The following is a 24,037-nucleotide window of genomic DNA, read 5'->3' as shown; positions in this document are numbered from 1 at the left end:
TCGACATTCAAGGATTGAATATGACCGTTGCCATAAAAAAGCAGCTTGATGAAAGCCTGCGCGATGCACAGTTGGCGTTCTACCTGAACAAGGTCGTGCCCAATAACGCCACGACAAGGAACCTGAAGCTCAAGACGGCCCAGGACCTCTACGAATACTGGTTGCTCGACGTGCTAGTCAGCCAGGATGTGCCCACCACGCCCGTGGCGTGCGCCATTGCCAGCCTGCAGCAATACATCCATCGGATCCTGATGAACATGGAGCCCGGTTACGACTCGGATGACATAACCACCGAACACCTGCGCACGTGGCGCAACGAGATGCATCAGTACCCGAGCTGGGCGGCCCATCAAAAGCTGCTCTACTTTCCCGCCGCGTATCTGGAGCCATCGCTCAGGGCCAACAAGAGCGCCAACTTCCGGCAACTGGAAAACGACCTCAACCAGCACCGGATCCAACCCGATGCGGTTCAGTCGGCAGTCATGGCCTACCTGAGCCGACTCGAAGAAGTCGCCAACCTGAATATTCTCAATGGCTACGTCGACGGCGAGGACTTCGCCAACAGCACCTATTACTTCATTGCCAAATCAAGGTCCGAAAACACCTACTTCTGGCGTTCCCTGGACATGGCTCAACGCCCCCTCGATGGTACCCCGCCGCAACCGCCCGCTACCCCACCCAAACTTGACCCGCCGGATCCATACGCCTGGTCGGACTGGGAAAAGGCCGACGTGCCCATCCCCGACAGCGCGGCCGAACACTCGATACGCACGGTCTGGTTCAACAATCGCTTGTTCGTCATATGGGCTGAATGCATCCATCAGGATCCGGCCACCCGCATTGCCCACACGGACTCAAGCACAGCCCAGCCAGGCCCGAGCGCGCCGCTGTTGCGCCTGAGCCTGTGTTACAAAAAACAGGATGGCAGTTGGAGCACCCCGCGTGTTTGCCTGCAAGGCTATTGCCAGGACAAAGCGCTGCGCGACAAGGACGTGCAGGCCATCAAGCCGCTGTTGGGTAGTGTTGCAACACATCAGCGCAAAGGTTCGCAGCACTTACTCTTCCTCGCGTTGTGTGTCAGGGGCTCCCAGACCGACTCGGCCAACCACTTCATTTTCATTGAAACGACTTGCATCGATAAAAACCTCAGCCACGAAGCTGATCGTTCACACACAGCAAAAGCACCAGGGACAAAAAAGTACCTGCAGTACCCAAGCGCTGAGCAAGCACTCCTGGACAGCAGTGCCCACCGCATTCAGGCCAAGGTGCCCCTGCAAACCAAAGAAGAGTCACCGGCCACTGATGTTTACACCGGGGCACAAGGCAAGCTGCCTGTCACCGATGTCTACTACAGCGCACAAACCGAGGCCACAGCCACTGGCGCTCAACGGAACACCAAAGAAGCGAGCCTTGAAACGGCAACGGAAACGGGTATCCGCTTGGAGCAGGATCCCCCTGCCAAACGCCTCACCCCCGACATCACCTCTGTGAGATCAAGCCTGGGCACCAGCCAACTGCTGGATTTTTCCAACTCCGCGATCAGTGACAGCGACGCCCAAGACCAACCACGCCAGCCGATCAGGTTGAACACCGTGTTCGCCGCAGAACTGATCCGGCGAACCGAAAACAGCCTGGATGAACTGTTCGATTGGGAGACGCAACACCTGCCGGAACCCGACTTGCCAGGTGCTCCCAGCACGCGGATGGACTTCCATGGGCCTTATGGTCGTTACTTCACGGAGCTATTTCTCTACGTACCGTGGCTGGTCGCCGATCGATTGAGCAACGAACACCGCTACGAGGAGGCCGAACGCTGGCTGCGCTATGTCTTCGATCCGGGGCGTGGGAGTGATGCGTGTTGGAAGAGTGTCCCGTTGGTCGGCACCCACACCTCAGCCTATGCCGATCAGGCCCCCCATGACCCGCACCAGATTGCCCTGAGTCATCCGGTACACTTTCGCAAGGCGCTGTACTTTCTCTATCTGGATATCCTGATCAACCGTGGCGACGCCGCCTACCGCGAGCAGACCGCCGATAGCCTGAGCGAGGCGAAGCTGTGGTATGTACGAGCACTGGACCTGCTGGGGCCACGGCCAGTCGTGCAGCCGGTCGATCAGTGGAACACCGTCAGCCTGCAGACGTTGAGCGAAACAACCAACAGCCACCTGCGCACATTTGAACGCTCACTGGCCCGCTCAAGTGCCACCCCCACGTTGCTGATTCGCAAAGACAGTTCACAGCCCACCTTACCGGGCATCGACAGTGCGCAGTTGCGCTTGCCGTTCAACCCCGAGCTGCTCAAGCGCTGGGACATGACCGAAAGTCGCTTGTACAACCTGCGGCATAACCTCGATATCGCCGGCAAACCGCTGCACTTGCCGATATTCGCGGCCCCGCTGGACCCTCGCGCGTTGCCCGGCGCCCACACCCTGAATATCCCGAGCAATGCCGCACAAGGACTGCCAGACATAAACCATGCGCACTATCGTTTCACGGTCATGCACAGCCAGGCCCAGGGTGCGGTTGAAAGCCTCAGCCAGTTCGGCGCCACGCTGCTTTCTCTGATCGAACGCAAAGAACAGGCGCAATTGCAGGAACTTCAACAACAGCAAGCCTGGGACCTGGCGAAAATCTCCGTCGACCTGCAACGCCAGGCACTGAACGTCGATCGTCATAACCGCCAGGCGCTGTTGGCCAGTAAAGCGATCATCCAGAACCGGGCCAGCCACTACCATCACTTGCTGGAACAAGGCATCAGTGAGGCCGAGCGGCAGGCCAGTCACCTGTACTTGCGCAGCGGCGGATTCGAGCTCGATGTATCCCGCGCCCAGGTCGTGGCGGGCGGGCTCATGATGACGCCCAACATTTTCGGTTTCAGCAATGGCGGCTGTCGCTGGGAAGGTGCGCTGCACACGACCACTGCCCTCGCCCAAGGCGCCGCCGTCTCCCATCGTACCTCCGCAGCCCATCTCGACCGTACCGCGCAGTTCAGTCGTCGCCGGGAGGAGTGGATCCTGGCTCGCCATCAGGCTTTGCTCGAACTGCACCAGATCGATGCGCAACTGGCGCATTTCGCCGAGCAGGAAACGGCCACGCGCCTGCAACTACGCCTGGCTGAATCGAGCCTGAACCAGGCCAAGGCCAACTACGACTTTTTCCGCAAGCGCTTTACCAAAACGCAACTGTACCAATGGCTGAACAGCCAATTTGCCACACTCTACCGCCAAGCCTACGACGCAACACTGGCGCTGTGCCTGGCCGCCGAAGCCTGCTGGCAGTATGAATTGGCGGACTTCAACAGGCGCTTCATTCAACCCGGCACCTGGAATGCAACCTATCGAGGACTCGGCGCGGGCGAGCAGTTGAAACTGACCCTGTTGAACATGCAGGCCGAGTACTTGCGAGCGAACGTACGCGAGCTGGAAATTCGCAAGACGGTATCGCTGCGTCAGTTGAAGAGCAAAACCACAACCAGCACGATCAACCAAGACTGGGCACAGCTTCACGCCGACCTGAGGGCGGGCAAGTGCGAATTCGAGCTGACCCACGAGCTGTTCGAAGACGACTACAAGGATCAGCAGCATTACCTGCGGCGCATCAGAACCATCAGCGTCTCCTTGCCGGCCATCGTCGGCCCGTATGAAAACATCCGGGCCACGCTGACCCAGACCGCCAGCAAAGTGTTCCTGTCGCCAGAGGGCCCAGCCCTGGAAAGCCGCCGCGCCAACCAACAGATCGCGCTTTCCACCGGGGTCGACGATAACGGCCTGTTCACCCTGGCTTTCAACGATGAACGCTATCTGCCTTTCGAATACACCGGGGCGATCTCCACGTGGTGCCTGACCTTCCCAAACCCCGAAGCACAAAAGGACATGCTTGAGTCCCTGACCGACATCATCGTGCATGTGAGCTACACGGCCAGGGCCGGCGGAGGTTCGCGATGAGTGAACCCAATGTATTGCCCGTGACCATGCCAGCGTTGCCCAAGGGCGGCGGCGCCATCCAGAGCATCGGCAAGGGTTGGGGCACCATCGGCGCCCACGGCACGGCTTCCTATGAGCTTGCCCTGCCGATTTCGCCGGGGCGCGGCTTTGCGCCCTCCTTGTCGCTGGGGTATGTCAGTTCGGCCGGCAACGGCGTGTTCGGCCTCGGCTGGGGGCTGTCATTACCCTGCGTGGCGCGCCGCACCAGCCAGGGTGTGCCGGCCTACACCGAAGATGACGAGATCCTCGGTCCAAGCGGCGTGGTGTGGTTGCCCGAGCGAGATCCACAGGGCGCCGTACGCTCAACGCGGATCGACCGCTACAACACGCTGGACCTGGGCAGGACCTACACGGTAACGCGCCACTTCCCGAGCATTGAAAGCAGCTTCGACCGCATTGAGCGCTGGGCATCGGAGCATGACAAAGCGGGTTTCTGGCTGGTACACGGCGCCGACGGCAGCCTCCATGTGTTCGGAAAAAATCCGGCATCGCGCCGGGCCGATCCTGAAGATGCCAATCGGGTAGGCGAATGGTTATTGGAAGAAAGCCTGAACGCCCACGGCGAGCACATCCTCTACCAATACCAGGCAGACGCAACGGCCCAGCGCTACCTGAGCCGGGTGAGCTATGGCAATTTCGCGGCCGATGCGAACCTCTATTCGTGGACAAGCGAACGGTTGAAGCCGGTGCAATGGCATTTCGAATTGCTGTTCGACTATGGCGAGCGCAGCACGGAGTACTCGCAGCAACCACGCTATGAAGGCCAGCCGTGGCAAACCCGCAGCGATGCATGTTCCAGCTTCGCCTACGGCTTTGAACTCCGCACACAACGGTTGTGCCACCAAGTGTTGATGTTTCACCGCTTTCCCGATGAATTGGGGAGTGCTCCCGTTCTGGTGCGCCGCCTGCTACTCGAATACCGCCAAACGCACCTGGGCTATCACCACCTGATCGCAGCCCATGACCAAGCGTTCGACGACTCGCCGACCATTGCCAATCGTCCTCCTGTCGAGTTCAGCTACAGCGAGTTCAAGCTCCCGTTTGAAGCCCAATCCTGGCACCACATGCCGCGGTTCAACGAAACGCAAGGCTATCAACTGGTGGATCTGTACGGCGAAGGCCTGCCGGGGGTGCTCTGTCGAAGCGATGCCGGTTGGTATTACCGCGAACCCATGCGGGCCAAGGCCCAAAGCGATGAAGTGGCTTACGACCAATGGCGGCCGTTGCCGCGCATTCCTGTGGCCGACCCGGCCAAACCCATGGGCCAGTCACTGAGTGACCTGACCGGCGACGGTCGCTTGGATTGGGTCGTTGCCGCGCCGGGGTTGAGTGGTTTTTTCTCCCTGGGCCCCAACCGAGACTGGTCGGACTTCGCCACGTTCAAGGCGTTCCCCGCAGAGTTTTTTCAGCCACAAGGGCAGTTGGCCGACCTGATGGGCGCCGGTCTCAGTGACCTGGCGTTGATCGGCCCGCGCAGCGTGCGCCTGTACGCCAATCAGCGCGAACATGGGTTTGCGCCAGCGCGAGAAGTGCGCCGCCACGAAGATGACGACACCCTGGCGTTGCTCAGCCCTTCGCCCTGCGAGCTGGTGGCCTTCAGCGACATGCTGGGCAGTGGGCAACCGCACCTGGTGCGCATCCGTCATGACGAAGTGAAGTGCTGGCCCAACCTGGGGCGTGGACGTTTCGGCAGAGGCATCGTGCTGGGTTCGCCGGGCCTTGCCTACGAAAGCTTCGACGCCTCGCGGGTCCGTCTGGCGGACCTGGATGGCTCCGGCGCCGCCGACCTGATCTACCTGCAAGCCGATCAGGCGCTGATCTTCATGAACCGCGGCGGCAACGGCTTCAACTCTCCCGTTGCGCTGCCCTGGCCACAAGGCCTGCGCTACGATCGCTTATGCCAGGTGAGCATCACCGACCTGCAAGGGCTCGGCTGTTCCAGCCTGATCCTGAGCGCGCCACACATGACGCCCCAACAACATTGGCGCTATGACTTCGTCAGCGAAAAACCCTATCTGCTCACCGGCACCAACAACAATATGGGCGCCGCCAACAGCATCAGCTACCGCAGCTCGGCGCAGGAATGGCTCGATGAAAAAGTCGAAAGATTAGCCACCGACACGCCCCCTACCTGCCATGTACCACTGGTCCTGCATCTGGTGTCGAGCCAGACCCAGGTGGATGAGATCACGGGTAATCGACTGTCGCAGACATTCGCCTATCGCCAAGGCTACTACGACGGTGTCGAACGGGAATTTCGCGGCTTTGGCCTCTTGCTGCAAACCGACAATGAAACCACCTGCGAAGATACTGACTCGCCAGACTTCACCGCACCTTGCCTGACCAAGACCTGGTTTCACACCGGGCAAGCGCTGGACCTGCCTCGAATCGGTTACAGCCGCGTCGACCCATTGGCCGTGCCATTGGGCAAGCCCCTGCCTTGCCAATACCAGCCCGAGACCGGCAATGACACACCCATGGCCTCGCCCACCGCAGCGACGACCCTGGAAATGTCCCGCGCCCTGAGCGGTCATTTGCTGCGAAGCGAGGTCTTCGCAATCGATCCTCACCGGAACAGCAGGACGTTGTATTCGGTCCAGGAAAACCGCTACGCGATACGTTTGCTCCAGGCCCCCGGCGGCAAACAGCGCTATGCCCGGATGTTGCCGCTGCTGCTGGAGTCCATCCACTATCAGTACGAAGGCCTGAGCGACGACCCGCAATGCCAGCACACCTTCAATCTGCAGCACGACCTGTTTGGCTCGCTGACTCACAGCGTCAACGTCCATTACGCCCGACGCAAAACCGCCAGCGACACCCCGCCGTTCAGCGATACCGACCAACAGCAATGGTGGTGCGATGCCCATGATCCGGCGCAACAGGTCCACTACCTGACCGAAACCCGTGCCGAATTCATCCATCTGCAAGCCCCTCAGGGTTGGCGACTGGGCCTGCCTTATCGCCAGCGGACGAATGCCCTGGAACGCCCCAAGGCCCCTGAAGACGGTGGGCTGGCCACGCAGGACATGACACATGAGACGCTCATCGAACTCACCCAGGAAACCACCTGGACCACCCAAAGTGTCCTGACAGGCCTGTCCGTGCAACGCTACAAGGACGCCACAACCGCAGAAACCCTGCCGGACGGCGTCGCTCACTTCGAGGCCCTGGGCGACCATCTGGAAAGCGTCGAGCTGGACGAAACAACCCTGAAAGCCTTCCATCTCTTGCCGCAGGACGCCCGCCCCAAGGGAAAACTGCTGGAAAGACTGGGCTATCACCGCATGGAGAGCTTCCTGCCGGCGACCCCATCACTCAAAAAACTCTGGTCAGTCAAAAGTGGCTTCGCGACCTACGCCCAATTGCAAGGCTTCTACAAAATCCAGACCCTGCAAGCGAGTGAAAGCCATGGTGTGACCGAGTTCAGCTACGACAACTGCCACTGTTTTATCACCGCGTTCAAACAGCCCGATGGCTGTGCCACCCAGGCGCTCCACGATTACCGTTCACTCCAGCCATGGCGCATTACCGATCCCAACGGCAACGTACAGGAAGGTCTCGTCGATGCCTTCGGCCAAGTCCTGGCCACGACTTTTTACGGTAACGAGAACAACGCACCGGTCGGTTTCAAACCCATAGCGCAGTTCAAACGGCCACTATTCGACAGTCCGACGGAGGCGATCAAACAGAACAGGCAAGCCCTGCAAGATGCTGCCAGCGCCCTCTATTACGCGCCCTTCAGTTGGATGGGGCGCATATCGGACACCGCATTGGCCGACACCGACTGGCTGGCGCGGTGCGTGGCCAACCGTGACCTGCTGCCCAGCGGGCACATCCGCGCTTCGGCGCGAACCCGGCTGGCGGCGCTTGCAATACGCTCTGCCGATGACGTGAAACTGAAAAAGCAAATTGATGCATTGGTACGCGAGCCGGTGCACATCGCCGTGCTGCTCGCCGACCGTTACCCCGACGACGAGCAGCAACAAATCCGCACCGCTATCACTTGCTTCGATGGCTTCGGTCGAACGCTGCAAAGCAAGCAACAGGTCGAACCGGGCATGGCCTGTGTCGTCAACGCCCAGGGAGCACTGACGCTCAAGGATGGAAAACCACTGGAGCAGACCGCCGCTGAACGCTGGCGTGTCAGCGAACGGGTGGAATACAACAGCAAGGGATTGCCGATCCGCCTCTATCGTCCTTACTTCGCCGACCAGCCGCACTACATCAATGACGAGTCCTTGCGGCAGTTCGGCCATTGTGACCAGCAGTTCTACGATGCATTGGGCCGCCCTACCCGCACGCGCCTTGCCACACGTGATGGCCTCTCACCAATGCGGCGGCACACCCGCCATCCCTGGTACACCCTGGACGAGGACGAGAACGACACACTGGAAGAAGTCATGCCAGAACACCCCCTGGCGACCGGAGGTCAAGCATGAACCCACGCCTTCACCGCAAGACGCCCACGATCAACGCGGTCGACAGCCGAGGACAGCCCGTGCGGCAGGTCGCTTACTGCCGGCGCAACGCAGACGAAACAGCCCAAGCGCGCATCACCCGCCAACGCCACGACACGACCGGGAGGCAGGTTGCGCAGTGGGACCCTCGGCGGTCTGGCGAAACACCTGACGCCAATCTGACGACCGTCTACAGCTTTTCCGGCAAGCCGCTGTTGGTGAACAGTGTCGATGCCGGCTGGCGCCTGAGTTTGCCTGGCGCCGCCGGACAAGTCCTGCGCAGCTGGGATCAGCGCGGCACCCAATGGCGAACCACCTACGATGATCAGTTGAGGCCGACCGCCATCCACGAACACGCGCCCGATCAAGATCCGCGTCGAGTCGAATGCCTGCGCTACGGCGACAGTTCGCCAGAATCGGCGGCGCGTAATGTGTGTGGTGCACTGACCCGCCACGATGACAGCGCGGGCAGCCTGCTCATCAATGGATATGCGCTCTGTGGCAAACCGCTTGACCAGACCAGGCACTTCCTCGCCGATGTTACCCAGCCGGACTGGCCCGCCGATGAGAAAGATCGCGATGCCTTGCTGGAAAAGGGGCATGGCTACACGACGCGCTGGCGCTATGACGCCCTCGCAGCGCCTATCGTGCAATTCGACGCCGCCCAGCACCGACAGCGCTACTCGTTTGATATCGCAGGCCAACTCAAGTCCGTGAGCCTGAAACCAAAAGACGCGGCGACCGAGAAAGTCATCGTGAAGGATCTGGTCTACAACGCCTTCGGTCAGGTCGAATCCCAAGTGGCCGGCAATGGCGTGGTCAGTCGCGCCGTGTTCGATCCGACCAGCGGTCGACTGACCTCGCTCAGCGCGTCGGTGTCTGCCAGCACCTTGCAGAATTTGCACTACACCTACGATGCGGTGGGGAACGTGACGCAAATCCAGGACCGGGCCCAACCGGTGCAGTTCGGCAGTAACCAGCGGGTCGACGCCATCGGTACATTCACCTACGACAGCCTCTACCAGTTGATCAGCGCGACGGGCCGTGAGGCGGCGGGGCTGACCAGCAACCCTGATATTCCGGCCTTCAGCAGGACACCGTTCGACGCCCGACAACTGTTCAAGTTTACCGAGCATTACGAGTACGACGCCGGAGGCAACCTGATCGAACTGCGCCATGTTCGCGAGCGTAACAACTACACCCGGACACTGAACATTGCCGCCTCCAGCAATCGCCTCCTGTCCTGGAACAAGGGCCACTCAATGCCCGACGTGCCCACGAACTTCGATGTCCACGGCAATCAGCAAATGCTCTCTCCAGGCCAGGCGCTGCAATGGAACGCCCGCAACCAACTCGCCAGCGTGGTCTTGGTTCACCGCGAAGATGGCCGCGATGACATTGAGCGCTATGCCTATGACAGCACGGGTCAACGGGTACGCAAGATACAAACGACCTATGCGTCGGCAGTGACTCACACCCGGGAAGTCCGCTATTTGCCGGGCCTCGAAATCCGCACCCGGCATAACGAGCGCCTGGAAGTCATTACCCTGCAAGCCGGTCGTTACAACGTCCGTTATCTGCACTGGACTGAAGGCCGACCCTCCGGCATCGCCGCCAACCCACTGCGCTATAGCCTCGAAGATCACCTGGGTTCCAGCTCAATGGAGCTCGACGACCAGGCGTGGCTGATCAGCCAGGAAAGCTATTTGCCCTACGGTGGAACCGCCTGGGCGGCCTCCCGTTCAACCGTGGAGGCCGACTACCGGACCATTCGCTACTCCGGCAAGGAGCGCGATGCCAGCGGCCTGTATTACTACGGGCACAGGTACTACGCGCCATGGTTACAGCGCTGGATCAGCCCAGATCCGGCGGGGGCGGTCGACGGCTTGAACTTGTATCGCATGGTGGGAAACAACCCGTTGCGCTACACCGATCCAAACGGCCACGACAAAGAAGAATTCAATGACCTCAAGGCCGAAATAGCCGCCTACCCGGGTATTCTGGCCGAGGTGAATAACCGGGTCGGCACGCTGAACTATCAGCTCTACAACAGCATGCGCACAAAGGACATCACCAAAAGGGTTTTTCAAACCTACGCCTACAACGCACTCAATAACCTGATCTCGCTCGGGGCCGGCGTGCTGGCAGCGCCTGGCGGATGGGTCGCCTCATTGGCCGCCATGGGCGGCACCTCTCAAGCGACTCACGCAGTCGCCAGCAAAATAGAGGCAACACGACACCTGACGGAGTCGATCTATCCACAGGTCAGCCGACTGGACCCCGAGGAGATAGAGCATGACGGCAGGACCGCCTCCTACGACCTGATCAGGAAGTCCCATAAGGCCATGAAGGATCTGAGCCCACGCACCTCCAAAGGACAAAAAAAAATATCGTTGTTGGTGACCAGTTTTATCCTGACAAAGGGCCTTCGGATCCCGGGCGCGTGGATTCCAAACTTCGAAGCGTCTACCCAGGCGACCAAAAACTCGAACGGTGTCCCGGGACAGAAAATCGAACGATTGAACGACGCCTTACTGAAGCTCGATGACAATCTGGAGCATGACTCCAACGCCATAAATACGGCATTCGATACCCTTGGCGTGGAGCAATTCTATGCCCCCGGTGTAAAAGGCTCCCTGGATCGAACCCTGGACCGGATGACCAACCAGGCGGGGGGCCGCACACTACGCCGCGCGGAAATACAACGCGAGATCCACGCCACCCGGGCGACGATACAACGTGGACGGGAACTGCTGTTCCGACTTAACAAATACAACCAATCGTTAGGCCGATACTCCATCCCCTAGGCTTCATTAACGCTCCAATCAAGAGATGATCAATCCATCACTCAAGCGTTCCACGGATTGATCATCTCGCCCCCCGAACAGCCGCCGCTACACACAGATCCCATTGGTAAACACCAACCGGTTGCCAAACGGATCGACCACCGTCATGTCCTGGCTACCCCAGGGCATGGCTTGGATTTGCGGGCGGGCGAAGGGGTATTGTTTGGCGAGCAGTTGCGCTTGGAAGGCTTCCAGTTCATCGGTCTCGATCCGCAGCGCCGAGCCCGGCGTGCAGTCGCCATGGTGTTCGGACAGGTGCAGCACGCAGTCGCCACGGGAGACTTGCAGGTACAGCGGGAAGTCGTCGCCGAAACGATGTTGCCAGTCGACGGTAAACCCCAGGAAGTCGACATAGAATGCCAACGCCTTGGCTTCATCGAAGATCCGCAGGATCGGAGTGGTTTTACCGAAGCTCATGGGTTGCTCCCTGGCTGAAAAGACCCAGTGTAGATGGGTTGACCTTAGTGCTTCGGCCTTGGGCCCGGCTTCTTTAGTGCCACGACGCCATTATTGTGACGCCAATTTACACATTCTCAGCCCCTTACACGCCATTCGCTGGACTAAACCCCAGGCGCAGATCGCCCTCGCGCGCCAGGAACCGCCCTTCCCGACACCCGTTTGCCTGCCCTTCGCGATAGCTCAAGACACCATTGACCCACACGCCATCAATCCCTTCGGCCGCCCGTTGCGGTTCGTTGAAATCGGCGACGTCGCGAATGGTGTGCGGATTGAACAACACCAGGTCCGCCCAATGGTCTTCACGAATTTCACCACGCTCCTTCAGGCCAAAGCGTGCCGCCGACAGACCGGTCATTTTGTGCACGGCGGTGTGCAACGGAAAAAGCCCGATGTCACGACTGAAATGTCCCAGCACCCGTGGGAAAGCGCCCCACAAACGCGGGTGGGGAAACGGGTCCTCGGGCAAGCCGTCGGAGCCGACCATGGATAACGGATGGGCGAGGATCCGTCGTACGTCGCTTTCATCCATGCCGTAGTACACCGCGCCGGCCGGTTGCAGCCGACGCGCCGCATCCAGCAACGACACGTCCCACTCGCTGGCAATGTCGGCGAGGTCGCGACCGCCCACGTGCGGATAGGGCGTCGACCAGGTGATGGTGATGCGATGGGCATCGGTCACTTGCTTGAGATCCAGCGTCGAGGAACTGGCCGCGTAGGGATAACAGTCGCAACCGACAGGATGGTTTTTAGCGGCGTTTTCCAGCGCCGCGAGCACCTGCGGACTGCGCCCCCAGTTACCGGCGCCTGCACATTTGAGGTGGGAAATGATTACCGGGCTTTGCGCATGACGGCCAATCTGGAACGCCTCCTCCATGGCCTCGAGCACCGGTTCGAATTCGCTGCGCAGGTGAGTGGTGTAGACCGCACCGAAGGCGCTCAACTCTTCGGTCAGTTGCATGACCTCATCGGTAGAGGCCGAAAACGCGTTGGCATAGGCCAGGCCTGTGGACAAGCCAAGCGCACCGGCCTCCAGGCTTTCACGCAGTTGCTGACGCATGGCGGCGATTTCTCCGACGCTGGCCGTGCGCAACAAATTGTCCATGTGGTTACTGCGCAGGGCCGTATGGCCCACCAGCGCCGCCACGTTGACCGCAGGCGTTGCCGCTTCCACTGCTCCGCGATAATCAGCGAAGCGCGGGTACACGAACGCCTGGGCGCTGCCGAGCAGGTTCATCGGGTCCGGTGGATCGCCCCGCAAGCTGACCGGTGCCGCGCTGATGCCGCAATTGCCGACGATGACCGTGGTCACGCCCTGGCTGAGCTTGGGCAACATCTGGGGTTGGCGAATGACCACCGTATCGTCGTGGGTGTGCACGTCGATGAACCCGGGCGCCAGCACCCGTCCTGCGGCGTCGATTTCTTCAACGGCCCGGGCATCGTGCAAGTCGCCGATGCGCTCGATGCGACCGGCGCGAATCGCCACGTCGGCGCGGTAACCGGGTGTGTCGCTGCCATCGATGACCAGCGCGTTGCGGATAAGCGTGTCGTACACCATGTCAGTCTCCCAGCGGCAAGTCATCGTCGCCGCCGCGGTAATCGTCCAGGGCGAGTTTGACTCGTCGTAGGCGCTCTTGATTGTCTTCGGGGCGGGCCAGCGCGAGCTCGGTGGCGAGCACATCGATGGCCAGTAGCATGCCGTAGCGCGCCGCCGTGGGTTTGTAGATGAACGAGGTTTCCGCGCCTTGCAGCGGCAGCACCACGTCGGCCAATCGGGCCAGCGGCGAGTCGGCGCGGGTGATGGCCAGGATGGCCGCACCGTAACTGCGGGCCAGCTCAACCGCGCCCAACAGTTCCGGGGTGATGCCGGTGAGGGAACAGGCAATGACCAGATGTTCGTCGCTCAGGGAGGTGGCGGTGATGCGCATCATCACCGGGTCGCGGCAGGCGGCAATCGGGTAGCCGAAACGCACCAGCCGCACCTGCAACTCCTCCCCGCACAGCGCCGACCAACCACCGAGACCGAACGCATGAATCATCCGCGCCTTGCCCAGCAGACGCACGGCATCGGCGAACCGTGACTCTTCGAACGCCGACAGATGCTGGCGCAAGGTCGACTCGATATCGCCGACAATCTGCCCATAAAACGCCGACTGCTCGGGCGCGCCGGCCGGGTCGAGGAAACGGCTGCCGACGCCGCTGGCCTGGGCCAATTGCAGGCGCAGATCGCGCAGGTCGCGACAACCGACGGTACGGGCGAAGCGCGACAGCGTGGCACTGCTGACTTCGGCCCGCTGGGCCAGTTCATCGAGGCTGGCGGAGGCGGCAAAGCCTACGTCGTCGAGCATCAGCCGGGCGATTCTTCCTTCGCCAGCGCTGAAGGAATCCTGGCGAGAGCGGATCTGGTAGAGGATGTCCATGGCGGCTCCGGTGTGGTTGCGTTCAGAGTAAACGCGCAAGCCCGAGGGTCAGGCCGAACGCGACCACGGAGATCAGCGTTTCCAGTACCGTCCAGGTCTTGAAGGTTTGGGCAACGGTCATATTGAAGTATTCCTTGATCAGCCAGAAGCCGCCGTCGTTGACGTGGGAAAAGATAACCGACCCGGCGCCAGTGGCCAGCACCAGCAGTTCGGGATGGGGATACCCCAGACCGATCGCCACCGGCGCGACGATGCCCGAGGCCGTGGTCATCGCCACCGTGGCCGAGCCGGTGGCAACACGCATCAGTGCGGCGAACAGCCAGCCCATGACCAGCGGCGACAGCTGGAATTCCTGGGCCAGACCGACGATCTGTTGCGTGACGCCAGCATCCACCAGGATCCGGTTCAAACCGCCGCCCGCGCCCACCAGCAAGGTGATGCTGGCCGTCGGTGCCAGGCATTCGTTGGTGAACTTGAGGATCGATTCACGGTTGAAGCCCTGGGCCAGGCCGAGGGTCCAGAAGCTCAGGATGGTCGCCAGCAACAGGGCGATCACCGAGTTGCCGATGAACAGCAGGAACTGGTTGAAACCGCTGCCCGGCGTGGAGATCAGGTTGGCCCAGCCGCCGATCAACATCAGCACCACCGGCAGCAGGATCGTCCCCAGGGTCACGCCAAAACCTGGCAGGTCGGCGCGGGGTTCGCGGTCGAGAAACTGCCGCTCCAGCGGGTTGTCGGCCGGCAGCTGGATGCGTGGCACGATGAATTTGGCGTACAGGGGACCGGCAATGATCGCGGTGGGGATGCCAATCAGGATCGCGTAGAGCAAGGTCTGCCCCACCGAGGCCTGGAACGCTTGCACTGCCAGCATCGCCGCCGGATGGGGTGGCACCAGCGCATGGACCACCGAGAGCCCGGCGACCATCGGCAACCCCACCATCAGGATCGACACGCCGACGCGCCGGGCGATGGTGAATGCGATGGGCACCAACAGCACAAAACCGACTTCGAAGAACAACGGCAGCCCGACTAGAAACGCGATGCACACCATCGCCCAATGGGCGTTGCGCTCGCCGAAGCGTTCGATCAGCGTCTGCGCCATCCGCTCGGCCCCGCCAGACTCGGCCATCATCTTGCCAAGCATCGTGCCCAGGGCCACCACCAGCGCAATGTGCCCCAATGTCTTGCCGACACCCGCCTCATACGCCCCCACCACGCTCGACGGCGGCATTCCGGCCAGCAGTGCCAGACCGATGGACACCAACGTAATCACGATGAACGGATTGAGCCGGTAGCGGGCGATCAGAACGATCAGCGCAATGATCGCGATGGCCGCGTAGACCAACAGCCAATAACCGAATTCAGGTGCCATGCGTTACTCCTCGAATGGGGTCACGTCGATGTGTCGTGAAACTCATAAATCATTTCGAGGAGAAATCTTCAAACGCACTGAAAGTAATTTTCGTACACAGATAAGAAGTGTCGCTGACGGATATCGCGAAGCAGCGGCAATGAAAATTCACCACCGAACTTTCATCCCCGGATTGATCTTCTGTGGCGAGGGAGCTAGCTCCCGCTGGGCTGCAAAGCAGCCCCCCGGCAGCCAATGACTGGTCGCGCGGCACTCAATTCCGTACCATTCGCACCTGTTTTTGCACCGCTCCCCCGGCAGCCGACTCTCCACCGGCGCCCAATCAGGTAAACCATGAAACCAGCACGTCTTCGCGCCGACGCCCTCGCCGGCCTCACCACGTCTTTCGCCTTGCTTCCCGAGTGCATCGCCTTCGCCCTGGTGGCCCACCTCAACCCGCTGATGGGGCTGTACGGCGCGTTCATCATCTGCACGCTGACCGCCCTGTTCGGTGGCCGGCCGGGCATGGTGTCGGGGGCGGCGGGGTCGATGGCCGTGGTAATCGTCGCGCTGGTGGTGCAGCACGGTGTGCAATACCTGCTGGCCACGGTGTTGCTCGGCGGGCTGATCATGATGACCTTCGGGCTGCTGCGGTTGGGCAAGCTGGTGCGCATGGTCCCGCACCCAGTGATGCTCGGCTTCGTCAACGGCCTGGCGATTGTCATTGCGCTGGCCCAACTGGAGCATTTCAAAAGCGGCGGGAGTTGGCTGAGCGGTGCCCCGCTGTATCTGATGGCTGGCCTGGTGGCGCTGACCATGGCCATCGTCTACCTGCTGCCGCGCCTGACCCGCAGCGTGCCACCGGCCCTGGTGGCGATCCTCGGCATCGGCCTGGCGGTCTACCTGCTTGGCCTACCGACCCGAACACTGGGTGACATGGCCCACATCGCCGGCGGCTTGCCGGCCTTTGCGCTGCCGGACATCCCCTGGAACCTGGAAACCCTGCAGATCGTCGTACCCTACGCGGTAATCATGGCCATGGTCGGCCTGCTGGAAACCTTGCTGACCCTGAACCTGACCGATGAAATCACCGAGAGCCGCGGTTATCCGGACCGTGAATGCGTGGCATTGGGCGCGGCGAACATGGCGTCTGGATTGTTCGGCGGCATGGGCGGTTGCGCGATGATCGGCCAGACGGTGATCAACCTCAGCTCTGGCGGGCGCGGGCGGCTGTCGGGTGTGGTGGCCGGGCTGATGGTGCTGCTGTTCGTGTTGTTTTTGTCGCCGCTGATCGAGCGTATTCCGCTGGCCGCGCTGGTGGGCGTGATGTTCGTGGTCGCGCAACAGACGTTTGCCTGGGCCTCGCTGCGGGTGATCAACAAGGTGCCGAAGAATGATGTGCTGATGATCATCGCGGTGACGGTCATCACGGTGTTCACCGACCTCGCCGTCGCGGTGTTGTGCGGGATTGTCATTGCGGCGCTGAACTTCGCCTGGCAACAAGCCCGGGAGCTGTACGCCGACACGCACCTGGAAGCCGACGACAGCAAACTTTATCGCCTGCACGGCACACTGTTCTTCGCCTCGACGACACGGTTCCTCAACCAGTTCGACCCGGCCAACGACCCACCCCTGGTCACCCTGGACTGCCGTCACCTGAGCTTCGTCGACTACTCGGCGATTGCCGCACTGAAGACCCTGCGCGAGCGCTACGGCAAAGCCGGCAAACACCTGCGAGTGTTTCACCTGTCCGAGCGCTGCAAGCAGATGCTCAAGCGGGCGGGTGTGCATCACGATTGACGATATGCCAACACAAAACCTGTGGGAGCGAGCTTGCTCGCGATAGCGGTGTGTCAGTCGCCTTCAATACCACTGACCCGACGCCATCGCGAGCAAGCTCGCTCCCACAAGTCGATGTCTGCCTCACACCATTTCGTTAAGAATCCACTCCACCACCGAAGTCCGCTTCGGCGCCCAGCCCAACAACTCACGGGCATGCTTACCCCGCACGCGGCTGTTGGAGCCCAGGCCGTAGTTGGCCATTTCGTAGCCCCACTCGGCTTCGGCATCGGCCAACGGCCAGTCCTGCGGTTCGCCAAGCATCAATGCACGAGCCATGGCGGTGGTCATGTCGATGAACGAGGCTTCGCCACTTTCGACGAAGTAGAACGTGCCAGGCTGGTTGCGGGTCAGGGCCAGTTTGTACAGTTCGACCACGTCCTCGATATGCACGTTGGACCAGATGTTCTGCCCCAACCCCACATGCCGCACCACCCCACTTTTACGCGCCTGCTTGAGCAGCCGCGGCAGCTGCACACTGTCACGCTTGACGCCCAGGCTGTGGCCGTAGATCAGGGTGTTGCAGATCACCGCCGAGTTCACGCCTTGCTTGGCGGCGTCCAGGACCAGGTTGTCGATCGCGACACGGGCAGCCTTGTCGGCGGTGGGTGGCGGCAGCTTGTTTTCGTAGTAGATGGTCTCGCTGGAACGACCGCCCGAAGCGTCACCGACGATGCTCGAACCGCTGGTGTGCAACAGCACTTTGTTCGAACCTTTGAGCCCATCGATCAAGGCTTCGACCGCACCGCGATGGTCGCTGCTGGCGGCATTGATCACCGCGTCGGCGGCACGGGCCTGCGCGGTGAGCAGCGCGCTGTCTTCCAGGGTGCCGACGATCGGCTGGATGCCCAGCGCACTCAGTTCGCTCGCCTGCTCGGCGTTGCGCACCAGACCGGTGACGTGATGCCCGGCGCGTACCAGGCCGGTGGCGATGGAGCCGCCGATAAAACCGGCAGCGCCGGTGACGAATACGTTCATGGACAAACTCCTTGGCCAGGTAAGTGATGAAACAAGTATCGAGGACCACTTCTTGACGAAACAGTCCACATTGCCCAAATCACTCTTGCCTTGAAGTCACGAATCAGCCCTTGAATTCCCGCGAGGCGTAGTCGGCTAGCTTGCCCTGGATGAAGTCCAGGAAACACTGGATCCGCAGCGCCAGTTGGGAGTTGCGGTAGTACACCGCGTTGATCGGCTGGCGATATCCGCTGTTGGCGTCGGCCAGCAACACCTTCAGCCGACCGTCACGAATGTCTTCGCGGGTCATGAAATCCGACAGGCAGGCAATCCCCTGCCCTTGCAGCGCCAGGTGGCGCACGGTCTCGCCGCTGGAGGCGCTGATGGCCGGCTGGATCGGCCAGCGATCACCGTGCACATGACGCAGCGGCCACTGGTTGAGGCCCTCGTTCTGGGCAAAGCCCAGCAGCGCATGGTTCGCCAGTTCGGCGACACTCAAGGGCGTGCCGTGCTGCTTCAGGTAGGCGGGGCTGGCGAGGATATGCAATGGGCTGCAACCCAGGGAACGGGCGTGCAGCGTCGAGTCGCTGAGGGTGCCAATGCGGATGGCGATGTCGGTGCTTTGCTCCAGCAGGTCGATGATCAGGTCGTTGCTGTTGAGCTCAAGCTGGATGTCCGGGTAGAGCCCGCGGAACTCTTCGATGTGCGGGACGATGGCGTGCAGCATGAACGGTGACGCGGCGTTGATCCGCAAGCGTCCTGCGGGGTTTTTCTGGCGGGACGACAAGCGCTCTTCCAGCACATCCATCTGGTCGAGGATACCCTTGGCCTGCTCGAAGAAATACTTGCCCTCCTCGGTCAGGTCCATGCGCCGCGTGGTGCGGTTGATCAGCGTGGTCTCGAGCTTGGCCTCCAGGCGCGACAAGGTCCGACTGACCGCCGACGGCGTCTGCCCGACCTGCTCGGCGGCGGCGGAGATGGATCCGCACTCGATCACGCAGACGAAAATCTGCAACTCGTCGGATCTGGCTTTCACGTATTCCCCTATCGATTGATCTTGTGTGGCGAGGGGATTTATCCCCGCTATGTGGGAGCAGGTTTCCCCACCCGCCACAGGATAGTATCGGGATACGTAGCAAAAGACAGGTCACGCCTTCAGGCCGAACACCTCAATCAAATGCTGCTCATACCGCACCACATCGGCCTCGATGTTCGGACGTTTCATCACGTCCACGCAGAGGAAGGTCGGCAAGCCGGTCATGCCGAGGAATTGGTTGGCCTTGTGGAACGGAAAATACACGGCGTCCACGCCCTTGGCTTCGAAGAAGTCGGTGGGGTCGTCGAAGGCTTGCTGCGGGGCGTTCCAGGTCAGTGACAACATGTATTGCTTGCCCTGCACCAGGCCACCGCTGCCGTACTTCTGCGAAGCATCGGAGCGGGTACGACCGTCGCTGGCGTAGAGGCTGCCATGGCCTTCGGTGAAGACTTCGTCGATGTACTTCTTCACGGTCCAGGGTGCGCCCATCCACCAACCTGGCATCTGATAAATGATCACGTCGGCCCAGAGGAACTTGGCGACCTCTTCCTGGAGGTCGTAGCCGCCGTCGATGAAAGTGGTTTTTACGTCGAAACCGCCACGGTCCAGCACGCTGAGCGCCGTGTCGTGAAGGGTCGTGTTGTAGCGACCGTCGGAGTGGGCGAATTGTTTGCCGCCATTGAGCAACAGGACTTTTTTCATGGAGAGCCTCATCGGGTTCCACGGCGTGGGCCATTTGGATGGCCGCCGAACGGAAAGGTTGAAAACGATGGCGGCAGCGTACCGATGAGCTTCGCGCGGAATAAGCACCACAATGGCAAAACTGATTTGACCTATACGCACGAATGACCAGTCGATTATTGCTGCAGACTCCGTGACACTTTTTATTCCAGGAGCCCGCCCAATGAGTGAACTGCACGGTTTCATCCTGCACGCCAAGACCCGTCCGGAAAAAGCCCAAGCCTTCGAAGCGCTGTTCCGCGCCTACGTCGAACCGAGCCGCGCCGAGCCCGGCTGCATCGAGTACCACATGCTGCGGGACCAGCAAGACCCGACGCTGTTTATCTTTTATGAGATCTGGGCCTCCCAGGCGCACCTGGATGTGCATTCAAACCTGCCGCACATGAAGCAGTTCTTCGAACAACGCATGGATTACCTGGAGCGCGACTTCGAAATCCGTCGCGTCGACATGCTCAGCCCGTCCTCGGCTAACCGCTGACCAGCAGATGGCCGCCGAGCACGCCGAGGCCGATGAAAAACACCCGTTTAAACAGCACGGCGCTGATGCGCTGACGCAACCATTGCCCCAGCCACATCCCCAGCAGCGCCGGCACCAGCGTCAGCAGGGAAGCGCTTAGCTCGCCCCCGCCCAAGGCGCCGCGCCACAACAGGCCGGCGGCCAGGGCCATCGTCGAAACGGTGAACGACAGGCCCAGGGCCTGCACCAACTCATCCTTGCTCAAACCCAGCGCTTGCAGATAGGGCACCGCCGGAATGACGAACACCCCCGTGGCGGAAGTGATGATGCCGGTGAGCAGCCCGCAGAACGGGGCGAGCCACCGTTCAACGTTGGCCGCGATCCGCAGCGTTGGCAGCAACAGCCCGCTCAGCGCATACAGCAACAATGCCCCGCCCAAGGCCCGCACCACCCAAGCGCCTCCCGTCATGCCGATCCACAGCGTACCGAGACCGGTGCCAAGGAAAATCGCCAGCAGCAGCGGCCACAGACGTCGGATCAAGGTTTGCAGATGGCCGCCGAAAGCCAGTTGCCAGAGGTTGGTCAGGGTGGCCGGAATGATCAGCAGCGCTGCAGCCTGCGTCGGGGCCATAGCCAGCCCGAGCAGGCCCATGGAGATAGTCGGCAGGCCGAGGCCGATCACGCCCTTGATGGTGCCGGCCAGCAGGAAGGTGCCGATGACCAGCAGGGAAAGGGTCAAGCCGAGGTTTTGATAGAAAGCGATGAGAGTGTTCATCGGGCTATCGTGGGCCTTGGTCTTTGGCTTGAAAAGCTGTCATATACTGAGGGTGCCTCTCTTTCAGCAAGAGGCTAATAATTTTGTGGGTGCTACCGCCGCCTTCGCGAGCAAGCCCGCTCCCACAGGGGATTGCATTTCAAATGTGGGAGCGGGCTTGCTCGCGAAGGCGCCAGATCAGCCACCACAGAACCCCGGCACAGGATCACATTGCCCATGCACTTCGACCTCACCGACCTGCGCCTCTACCTGAATATCCTCGACACCGGCAACATCACCGCCGGTGCGGCCCGTAGCCATCTGTCCCTGGCAGCCGCCAGCGCACGAGTGCGTGCCATGGAGGCGTCCCTGGGCATTGACTTGCTTGAACGCGGCCGGCGCGGCGTCACCCCGACGCCGGCCGGCAAAGCACTGGCACAACATGCCCGGGTGTTGCTGCAACACGCCGAACGCTTGCAACAGGATCTGGCCGAGTACGCCAGGGGTGTCAAAGGCCAGGTGCGCTTGCTGTGCAACACCAGCGCCACGACCGAATACCTGCCCGAGCTGCTGGCCGGTTTCCTCAAGGACCACCCCAACCTCGATATCGACCTGCAGGAATTGCCCAGCTCACGGATCACCCACGCGCTGCGCCAAGGCGCGGCGGACCTGGGTATCGTTTCCGACGCGGTGGATACCGCCGGTCTTCAGACCTGGCCTTTTCGCGACGATCCACTGGTCTTGATCCTACCGTCCGGACATCCCTTGGCTGACGGTCGAGCGCTGAGTTTCAGCGAGACCCTCAGCCACGATTATGTCGGCCTGAACGCTTCCAGCGCCTTGGCCATCTACCTCGAAGAACAGGCACTGCACACCGGGATGCGTATGCAAATCCGCATTCGCGCCGACGGTTTCGATGGGGTGATTCGCATGGTGGCCCATGGCGCAGGCATCGCCATCGTGCCAAAGGCCGCCATCGCCCGCCGCCCGCCCGAGTCCACGTATCAATACGTCCCGCTGCAAGAGGCCTGGGCGCACCGGGCGTTGTTGCTGTGCGCCCGTAACTTCGAAGGTTTGCCGGCCTACGCCAAGGCCCTGGCTCGGCATCTAGCCGACTGATGTGCGCTTCTGGATAGCCCGGTGTCGAGCACAGGCATCTACCCGTTCATGCCGCGCGTTAGGGTGCCTGTTCTCTTCTGCCCCTTTCGGAGTTCACATGACCGCACCCATCACCGTCCTGCGCGATACCCACCCGCTGCCCGTACTCGATGCCTGCAAATGGGAAAAACTCGAAGGCGACCCGCACACCGTCAACCTCAACGCCTACACCAGCGAAGACGGCAGCAAGATCATGGGCACCTGGATCTGCACCCCCGGCAAATGGTATGTGGAGTATGTGAAGTGGGAATACTGCCACTTCCAGGAAGGCTACTGCATCATCACCCCGCAAGGCATGGAGCCGATCCATCTGCGCGCCGGCGACATTTTTGTCATCGAGCCAGGCATGAAAGGCACCTGGGAAGTGGTCGAGACCGTGCGCAAGTACTTCGTCTTCGCCTGACAATACCTCGTACGCTTTTGTCGATACGCTGTGCTCAAAGCAAGCTTGGAGCACAGCGCGATCGGACCGCCCGCTACACCGCCACGTCAACGGTGCTGATTTTACCGCTTCGATACGCCTCGAATATCTGATGGAGGCTGGATCGGGCCTGCCCTTTCGCGGTGAAAATACCGCCACAGCCGCGGTTGGCAGCCGCATAGCTTTCGTCCTCCATCAATATCAGGTGCGCCTGCTTCAGATTCCAGAACGGCACGCCGGCAAACAGGTGGTGCGTCAGATGATAGTTGTCGCCATGCATGCCGATAAACAGTCGCTCGATCAGCGAGGGGAAACGATTGCGCGTCAGCTGGACCTCATCCTTGTACACACCGAACATGCCGAAGTGCTCGGAAATCTCGGAGAGCCAGCCAATCACCTGGAATACCGTGAAGTACGGGACCAACCAGAACAGGACATAGGCCCACGGGCCGACGAAGTAGCTGAAGAGCAGCAGCATCGCGCCATGAACCGCCAGAAGCTTCACGCCCTGTAACGGGTTGGCCAGGATGTCACCCGCCCGGTTCTTGACCAGGTAGAGGAAATACTTGTAGGTATTGACCAGCGTTACGCTCCTGAACAGATGTCGGAACAGGAAATCCATACGGTCCTGAGCCTCATACAGGCCCGACTCGATGTAGAAACGATGGTCGGGATCCTTATCCTTGTCGCCCAGATGGTGATGGTGCATCTGCACATGGGATCGACGATAGGCTTCATAGTCCTGGAAGATGGGGTAGGCCAGCAGGTATTCACCGACCCATTTGTTAAGCGCCTTGCCTTGCGCCAGGGTCATGTGCGCCGCTTCGTGCAACAGCGAGGCGAGCGCCCTCTGCCGGGAGCCAATGAGCAGCAGTGCCAGCGGATACAGAGCGTTATAGCGATTGGCTAGAAAGATCGCCGAGGCAATGACCAGCAGGTCCGCGCCCAGGGCAACCAGCCAGTGCCAATTGTCTTTTTTGTACAGAGGACGCAAGCGCAGCCTGAGTTCAGCAGAAGGATTAAACCTGTTTACATCGTTCATCGGAATTCCCTTTCATAACTCGAAGTGATGAATACAGACGCGAACGCCTGCACAGCCATAATTATTTTTCCAAACAATTAGTGCAGTACCACTGCCGCAGACGGTCACCTGCCAACACA

16 protein-coding genes are annotated in these 24,037 nt (G+C 60.9%); 7 read left to right on the top strand and 9 right to left on the bottom strand.

The genetic code is table 11. The annotated features are described in order from the left end of the window. Positions 1-20: 20 nt before the first annotated feature. From EPZ47_RS03635 to EPZ47_RS03625, 3 genes are read left to right on the top strand one after another with little or no spacing between them, the layout of a single operon-like run. Positions 21-3,944 carry a Tc toxin subunit A-related protein gene (locus tag EPZ47_RS03635; RefSeq protein ID WP_238346703.1) on the top strand — a complete coding sequence of 1,308 codons (3,924 nt, stop codon included), beginning with the start codon at positions 21-23 and terminating at the stop codon, positions 3,942-3,944. After that, a complete protein-coding gene (locus EPZ47_RS03630; RefSeq protein WP_135843575.1) occupies positions 3,941-8,422 on the top strand; it encodes a SpvB/TcaC N-terminal domain-containing protein in 4,482 nt (1,493 codons plus the stop codon). The genes EPZ47_RS03635 and EPZ47_RS03630 overlap by 4 nt, the downstream gene beginning before the upstream one ends. Then, positions 8,419-11,247: an RHS repeat-associated core domain-containing protein gene (locus EPZ47_RS03625; protein WP_135843574.1), complete on the top strand. Its 2,829-nt coding sequence runs from the start codon at positions 8,419-8,421 to the stop codon at positions 11,245-11,247. Before EPZ47_RS03630 ends, EPZ47_RS03625 begins: the two co-directional genes overlap by 4 nt. Before the next feature lie 87 nt (positions 11,248-11,334). Here EPZ47_RS03625 and EPZ47_RS03620 read toward each other — a convergent pair whose 3' ends face one another. The 4 genes from EPZ47_RS03620 to EPZ47_RS03605 form a co-directional block, all read right to left on the bottom strand. After that, positions 11,335-11,703 carry a glyoxalase superfamily protein gene (locus EPZ47_RS03620; RefSeq protein ID WP_135843573.1) on the bottom strand — a complete coding sequence of 123 codons (369 nt, stop codon included), beginning with the start codon at positions 11,701-11,703 and terminating at the stop codon, positions 11,335-11,337. Positions 11,704-11,827: 124 nt separating this feature from the next. Further along, a complete protein-coding gene (locus tag EPZ47_RS03615; RefSeq protein WP_135843572.1) occupies positions 11,828-13,300 on the bottom strand; it encodes an N-acyl-D-amino-acid deacylase family protein in 1,473 nt (490 codons plus the stop codon). A 1-nt stretch (position 13,301) separates the two neighbouring features. Then, positions 13,302-14,162, bottom strand: a complete 861-nt coding sequence (locus EPZ47_RS03610; protein WP_135843571.1) for a MurR/RpiR family transcriptional regulator — start codon at positions 14,160-14,162, stop codon at positions 13,302-13,304. Between the two features lie 22 nt (positions 14,163-14,184). After that, positions 14,185-15,534 (bottom strand): GntT/GntP/DsdX family permease, encoded by a 1,350-nt coding sequence (locus EPZ47_RS03605; protein ID WP_135843570.1) that lies wholly within the window; start codon positions 15,532-15,534, stop codon positions 14,185-14,187. 333 nt (positions 15,535-15,867) lie between these two features. On the opposite strand from EPZ47_RS03605, the gene EPZ47_RS03600 reads away from it, so the two are divergent. Then, the gene (locus EPZ47_RS03600; RefSeq protein ID WP_135843569.1) at positions 15,868-17,313 is read left to right on the top strand and encodes a SulP family inorganic anion transporter; all 1,446 of its coding nucleotides are present in this window, start codon (positions 15,868-15,870) and stop codon (positions 17,311-17,313) included. Positions 17,314-17,436: 123 nt separating this feature from the next. On the opposite strand, the gene EPZ47_RS03595 is transcribed toward EPZ47_RS03600, so the two are convergent. From EPZ47_RS03595 to mdaB, 3 genes are all read right to left on the bottom strand, one after another. Next, positions 17,437-18,330 (bottom strand): NAD-dependent epimerase/dehydratase family protein, encoded by an 894-nt coding sequence (locus EPZ47_RS03595; protein ID WP_135843568.1) that lies wholly within the window; start codon positions 18,328-18,330, stop codon positions 17,437-17,439. A gap of 103 nt (positions 18,331-18,433) precedes the next feature. Next, a complete protein-coding gene (locus EPZ47_RS03590; RefSeq protein WP_135843567.1) occupies positions 18,434-19,345 on the bottom strand; it encodes a LysR family transcriptional regulator in 912 nt (303 codons plus the stop codon). A gap of 111 nt (positions 19,346-19,456) precedes the next feature. After that, positions 19,457-20,047: an NADPH:quinone oxidoreductase MdaB gene (mdaB, locus tag EPZ47_RS03585; RefSeq protein ID WP_135843566.1), complete on the bottom strand. Its 591-nt coding sequence runs from the start codon at positions 20,045-20,047 to the stop codon at positions 19,457-19,459. A 202-nt stretch (positions 20,048-20,249) separates the two neighbouring features. Between mdaB and EPZ47_RS03580 the strand changes: the two genes are divergently transcribed. Next, a complete protein-coding gene (locus EPZ47_RS03580) occupies positions 20,250-20,564 on the top strand; it encodes a putative quinol monooxygenase (protein WP_135843565.1) in 315 nt (104 codons plus the stop codon). Here the strand turns inward: EPZ47_RS03580 and EPZ47_RS03575 are convergent. Further along, positions 20,554-21,318, bottom strand: coding sequence for a sulfite exporter TauE/SafE family protein (locus EPZ47_RS03575; RefSeq protein ID WP_135843564.1), 765 nt, complete (start codon positions 21,316-21,318; stop codon positions 20,554-20,556). The genes EPZ47_RS03580 and EPZ47_RS03575 overlap by 11 nt on opposite strands. A gap of 216 nt (positions 21,319-21,534) precedes the next feature. Between EPZ47_RS03575 and EPZ47_RS03565 the strand changes: the two genes are divergently transcribed. Then, positions 21,535-22,416, top strand: coding sequence for a LysR substrate-binding domain-containing protein (locus EPZ47_RS03565; protein WP_135843562.1), 882 nt, complete (start codon positions 21,535-21,537; stop codon positions 22,414-22,416). A gap of 97 nt (positions 22,417-22,513) precedes the next feature. Beyond that, positions 22,514-22,858: a cupin domain-containing protein gene (locus EPZ47_RS03560; protein ID WP_135843561.1), complete on the top strand. Its 345-nt coding sequence runs from the start codon at positions 22,514-22,516 to the stop codon at positions 22,856-22,858. A gap of 73 nt (positions 22,859-22,931) precedes the next feature. On the opposite strand, the gene gntB is transcribed toward EPZ47_RS03560, so the two are convergent. Beyond that, complete coding sequence (gntB, locus tag EPZ47_RS03555) at positions 22,932-23,918, bottom strand: guanitoxin biosynthesis L-arginine gamma (S) hydroxylase (protein ID WP_135843560.1); 987 nt, start codon at positions 23,916-23,918, stop codon at positions 22,932-22,934. Between the last annotated feature and the right edge of the window lie 119 nt (positions 23,919-24,037).

Origin of the sequence: Pseudomonas viciae (genome assembly GCF_004786035.1) — a bacterium.
Lineage (GTDB): Bacteria > Pseudomonadota > Gammaproteobacteria > Pseudomonadales > Pseudomonadaceae > Aquipseudomonas > Aquipseudomonas viciae.
Note: the sequence above shows the minus strand (reverse complement) of the source record. Positions and strands in the feature narration are given on the sequence as shown.

What these genes read in the sequence shown, in the direction of transcription:
- EPZ47_RS03620 (WP_135843573.1), bottom strand. Translation starts at nt 11,703, where the DNA reads ATGAGCTTCGGTAAAACCACTCCGATCCTGCGGATCTTCGATGAAGCC.
- EPZ47_RS03580 (WP_135843565.1), top strand. Translation starts at nt 20,250, where the DNA reads ATGAGTGAACTGCACGGTTTCATCCTGCACGCCAAGACCCGTCCGGAA.
- EPZ47_RS03560 (WP_135843561.1), top strand. Translation starts at nt 22,514, where the DNA reads ATGACCGCACCCATCACCGTCCTGCGCGATACCCACCCGCTGCCCGTA.
- EPZ47_RS03625 (WP_135843574.1), top strand. Translation starts at nt 8,419, where the DNA reads ATGAACCCACGCCTTCACCGCAAGACGCCCACGATCAACGCGGTCGAC.
- EPZ47_RS03615 (WP_135843572.1), bottom strand. Translation starts at nt 13,300, where the DNA reads ATGGTGTACGACACGCTTATCCGCAACGCGCTGGTCATCGATGGCAGC.
- EPZ47_RS03605 (WP_135843570.1), bottom strand. Translation starts at nt 15,534, where the DNA reads ATGGCACCTGAATTCGGTTATTGGCTGTTGGTCTACGCGGCCATCGCG.
- mdaB (WP_135843566.1), bottom strand. Translation starts at nt 20,047, where the DNA reads ATGAAAAAAGTCCTGTTGCTCAATGGCGGCAAACAATTCGCCCACTCC.
- EPZ47_RS03595 (WP_135843568.1), bottom strand. Translation starts at nt 18,330, where the DNA reads ATGAACGTATTCGTCACCGGCGCTGCCGGTTTTATCGGCGGCTCCATC.
- EPZ47_RS03575 (WP_135843564.1), bottom strand. Translation starts at nt 21,318, where the DNA reads ATGAACACTCTCATCGCTTTCTATCAAAACCTCGGCTTGACCCTTTCC.
- EPZ47_RS03635 (WP_238346703.1), top strand. Translation starts at nt 21, where the DNA reads ATGACCGTTGCCATAAAAAAGCAGCTTGATGAAAGCCTGCGCGATGCA.
- EPZ47_RS03565 (WP_135843562.1), top strand. Translation starts at nt 21,535, where the DNA reads ATGCACTTCGACCTCACCGACCTGCGCCTCTACCTGAATATCCTCGAC.
- gntB (WP_135843560.1), bottom strand. Translation starts at nt 23,918, where the DNA reads ATGAACGATGTAAACAGGTTTAATCCTTCTGCTGAACTCAGGCTGCGC.
- EPZ47_RS03630 (WP_135843575.1), top strand. Translation starts at nt 3,941, where the DNA reads ATGAGTGAACCCAATGTATTGCCCGTGACCATGCCAGCGTTGCCCAAG.
- EPZ47_RS03610 (WP_135843571.1), bottom strand. Translation starts at nt 14,162, where the DNA reads ATGGACATCCTCTACCAGATCCGCTCTCGCCAGGATTCCTTCAGCGCT.
- EPZ47_RS03600 (WP_135843569.1), top strand. Translation starts at nt 15,868, where the DNA reads ATGAAACCAGCACGTCTTCGCGCCGACGCCCTCGCCGGCCTCACCACG.